Source organism: Acidiphilium sp., from assembly GCF_049977125.1.
In the GTDB taxonomy this organism is placed as follows: Bacteria; Pseudomonadota; Alphaproteobacteria; order Acetobacterales; family Acetobacteraceae; genus Acidiphilium.
Genome location: NZ_JBMFGY010000193.1, coordinates 1 through 4415 on the forward strand (window position 1 = coordinate 1; position 4415 = coordinate 4415).

Sequence of the window (4415 nt, forward strand, 5' to 3'; positions counted from 1 at the left end):
ATCATCCCTTCCGACGGCGATATTATAGAGGGCATCGCGAGCGTCAACGAAAGTGCAATCACCGGTGAATCCGCTCCGGTGATCCGCGAGGCTGGCGGCGATCGCTCGGCCGTCACGGGTGGCACGCAGGTGGTGTCGGACTTCCTGGTCGTCCGCATCACCGCCGAACCGGGTTCGACCTTCCTTGATCGGATGATCGCCCTGGTCGAGGGGGCGGAGCGGCGCAAGACGCCGAACGAAATCGCGCTCGATATCCTGCTGGCCGGCCTGACGTTGATTTTCGTGGTCGCGGTGGCGACCCTGCCGGGGTTTGCCGCCTATTCGCACACCCATCTGTCGATCGCGGTGCTCGCCGCCCTGTTCGTCTGCCTGATCCCCACGACCATTGGCGGCCTGTTGTCGGCCATTGGGATTGCCGGTATGGACCGGTTGATCCGCTTCAATGTGGTGGCAACGTCGGGCCGCGCGGTGGAAGCCGCCGGTGACGTCGATGAATTGCTGCTCGACAAGACGGGTACCATCACCTTCGGCAACCGCATGGCCGCCGCCATCTATCCGGTACCAAATGTTCAGGAGCGGGTTCTGGCGGAGGCCGCATGTTATGCCTCGCTCGGCGACGAGACGCCGGAAGGTCGCTCGATCGTCACCCTGATGCGCGAAAAATTTCAGATTTCGGCCACGCTACCGACGAATGCGACGGTGGTGCCGTTCAGTGCCAACACGCGGGTTTCAGGGATCGATACGGGCGGTAAGTCCTGGCGCAAGGGGGCTGTCGATTCGGTGCTTAAGTTGGTCGATCGTGCCCCGCCGGCGGCGTTCACCGAGGCCGTATCGCGCATTGCCCGTGCGGGCTCGACACCGCTCGCCGTCGTGGCGGATGGCCGACTACTCGGCGTCATTGAGCTCAAGGATATTGTCAAACCCGGCATCAAGGAGCGCTTCGCCGATCTTCGCCGAATGGGCATCCGCACCATCATGGTCACCGGCGACAACCGGGTCACGGCAGCAGCCATCGCTGCGGAGGCTGGAGTTGATGACGTGATCGCCGAGGCAACGCCGCAGGACAAGCTCAGCTATATCCGCAAGGCGCAGGAGGGCGGACGTCTGGTAGCCATGTGCGGTGACGGCACCAACGACGCACCAGCTTTAGCCCAGGCGGATGTCGGTGTCGCGATGCAGACCGGCACCCAGGCGGCACGCGAGGCCGGCAACATGGTCGATCTCGATAGCGACCCGACCAAGCTGATCGAAATCGTCGAAATTGGCAAGCAGTTGCTAATCACCCGCGGCTCACTGACCACATTCTCGATCGCCAACGACATCTCGAAATACTTCGCAATCCTACCAGCGATTTTCGTCGCGACCTACCCGCAGTTGCAGGCGCTTAACATAATGGGTCTGACGTCGCCCGAGAGTGCTATCCTTTCGGCGGTGATCTTCAACGCCCTGATCATCGTTGTGTTGGTGCCGCTCGCCTTGCGCGGCGTGAAGTTCCGTGCGGTTGGCGCAGCCGCGCTGATGCGCCGTAACTTGCTGATCTACGGTCTGGGCGGCGTCGTCGCCCCGTTTGTCGGAATCAAGGCGATTGACATGATCCTCACCGCCTTTCACATCTTTACCTGATCGGACACCGTCATGCTACGCGAAATAACAAATGAACTCCGCCCTGCTTTGTCGCTCGTCGTGCTGTTCACCCTGCTTCTCGGTGTGGCTTTTCCCGCCGCCCTCACCGGTTTCGCCCAATTGGTGTTTCCGTTCCAGGCGAACGGCAGCCTGATCCGGGTCAAGGGTCAGCCTGTCGGCTCGGCACTGATCGGCCAGAACTTCGCAGGCAAACACATCGTCGCGAAGGACTGGTTCCAGCCGCGCCCCTCGGCACTGACCGGCACTGATGCCAAGGGCAAAACCATCCCAACGCCCTACGACGCCTCCGAATCTGGCGCTTCAAACCTGGGGCCAACCAGCAAGACCTTGATTAGTGATGTCACCGCCCGGATTGCCGCATACCACAAGGCCTATGGCCCAGGTCGGGTGCCTGACGACGCGGTTGAATCTTCGGGTTCCGGCCTGGATCCCGATATCTCTCTGGCCAACGCGCTACGCCAAGCGCCTGCCATTGCCGCAGCGCGCAATCTTCCCGCAGCCACAGTGACCGCGCTGGTCAACCGCCTTGCCACCCACCGGCTGCTCGGCGTCATCGGTACCGACCATGTCAACGTCCTAAAACTGAACCTTAAACTGGCAGGTATGAAACAGCCCTGATAATGAAGTTGTGGCACGGTGCGGCGATCGGACTAACTGCCGCGCCGCCATCGGGGACGACGCGGCTGGAATACCTCGCGCACCTACTTTTGGGAAGTCGCAGCTGGGGCAAGACAAATCGGTAACCGCAACCGCCCTGCCTTTAAGCAAGTATAGCTTGCGGCGCGCGTGGCCCAGTCTGCAGATCATGTGGAGGTCAACTGTGGCATGAGAGACATACCGAGTAACGTAAGCGGTGCGATTCTGGTGGTCGACGACGAAGCGGAGATTCACCGGTTTCTGAAACCAGCCCTCGAGACAGCGGGTTACACTGTCTTGCGCGCGAACACCGGTGCCGAGGCCCTGCGGATCACGTCATCCAGTGCGCCGGCTCTTGTGCTGCTCGATCTCGGGCTACCGGACATCGATGGGCACGAGGTTCTCGCCAGATTACGTTCGTTTTCCGAGGCGCCAGTTATCGTGCTTTCCGCGCGTGACCGCGAGATTGAAAAGATCAAGGCACTGGATAACGGCGCCAACGATTACGTCGAAAAGCCCTTTGGAATGGGTGAGTTGCTGGCAAGAATTCGCAATGCGATCAAGTGGCACATTCTGAAAAGTAATAAAGAGCTAAGTCGGTCGTTCGACGACATCAATCTAGATGATAATTCCATGAAGGTAACTGTAGAACATCGTGAGTTCCTGATGACAAAAACACAATATCGGATTCTGAAACTCCTCTTAAAAAATAGAGGCACTGTTATGACGCACGATCATATCATCGCGAAAATATGGGGCAATTCGCCTGATCAAGGTATAAACTATTTAAGAATCTACATTAGTCAGATAAGAAATAAACTTGGCTCATATGGCGATCAACATATAAAAACCAGGGTCGGCGTTGGATATTGTTTTGAATGAAGGCCGTATGGACAAGATAACCTTAGCCGCCCATAGATACTGGTCTATAATATGGATAATATTTTTTGTTTTGCTTGTATATTATGAAAAAACTTATTCAAATACTATTTACGTAAAAAACATTCTAGACTCAGCGATCATATCATGGTCATCTGTGGCATTTATAACGCTATTGCAAATTATCAAAAATAATAGAACACTTGATGGCAAGTTTATCGGCTTGTTGGTCATGAAATTGTCGAGGCCATTTGCGCTTCTTTTGTTCCTGGAATTCGCCATATTTTTTATCTCAAGGGAAAACAAAGAAGTCACGATGATATTCACCGCATCCGTATCAGCGGTGACGACAATCTATCTATCGTTGGCAAGCCTACTGGAATTTTCAACATGGTTCAATCAGTTTGAAAGGAATCGCCGTCGTTAAGGAACGATGGATGTTTCAAGCGGCCCCGATTCTCGGTGATCTGTCTTGCCGAGAGTGCGGTAGTGTTATGTCAGCGTCCAAAGGGCGGCATTTCGAAGGTAAGATCGTGCTTTCGTCGGAGCGATGGTGCTGACAGTATGGCATTAGCAACTGGCATCCTGAGCTGATGATGGTGCGCGCGACGTGAATGTTGGCCTTTCCACGATCTGCCGCGGAGTTCAGAACCAGCCGGTGCGCGTCGTCAGGACGCTGAAGGCAACGTATGCGACGATCAAGACCTTCGACGTGACACCGGCCCTTCGCAAGGGACGGACATGCGTCTGTTTTCAACCTCACCCGGATATTTGCCGTCGGGGGTGGTCTGTCGGATGTGCCTTCGGCATCGGCGCTCGTGCTGAAGCGGTCCGGCTCATAGTCAAACGGATGAAACGTGAGGCAGCCTGACGGGCACCGCGCGAACGGCCAAGAGGCGAACGGCACCCGACATCACAGTTTGCAACAAAGCCTCCTCAACTTCCCGCACCCTGTTCCACCCAGCCCTCATGGGCACGGCAAACTGATGGTGATGATGGTGCCGGGCAGGCCGTCGCGAGGGAGATCGGTGCGGGGGCTGATGGCGGTGATGGTGCCGTTCATCGCTTCCACAAAGGCGCGGGCGATGGCGAGGCCGAGGCCGGTGCCGGGGGCGATGCGGTCACCGCGGGAAGCACGGAAAAAGCTGTCGAACACGTGCGGGAGATCTGCGGCGTCGATGCCGATGCCTTCGTCGGCGACCGAGATGGCGATGGTGTTGGCCTCACGGGTGGCGTGGATGGTGATGGCGGAGCCG

The 4415-nt window shown here is 57.1% G+C and carries 4 protein-coding genes; 3 read left to right on the top strand and 1 reads right to left on the bottom strand.

Annotated features, from left to right (window positions below; translation table 11 throughout):
* The 3 genes from kdpB to ACP5E6_RS16440 all read left to right on the top strand — a co-directional run.
* A partial coding sequence (gene kdpB, locus ACP5E6_RS16430; protein WP_427955928.1) for a potassium-transporting ATPase subunit KdpB occupies positions 1–1623 on the top strand: 1623 nt, incomplete at its 5' end.
* 12 nt (positions 1624–1635) lie between these two features.
* Complete coding sequence (kdpC, locus tag ACP5E6_RS16435; RefSeq protein WP_427955930.1) at positions 1636–2262, top strand: potassium-transporting ATPase subunit KdpC; 627 nt, start codon at positions 1636–1638, stop codon at positions 2260–2262.
* Positions 2263–2469: 207 nt separating this feature from the next.
* On the top strand, positions 2470–3162 hold the full coding sequence (locus ACP5E6_RS16440; protein WP_427955932.1) for a response regulator transcription factor: 693 nt from the start codon (positions 2470–2472) through the stop codon (positions 3160–3162).
* 964 nt (positions 3163–4126) lie between these two features.
* Here the strand turns inward: ACP5E6_RS16440 and ACP5E6_RS16445 are convergent.
* A partial coding sequence (locus ACP5E6_RS16445; protein ID WP_427955934.1) for a sensor histidine kinase occupies positions 4127–4415 on the bottom strand: 289 nt, incomplete at its 5' end.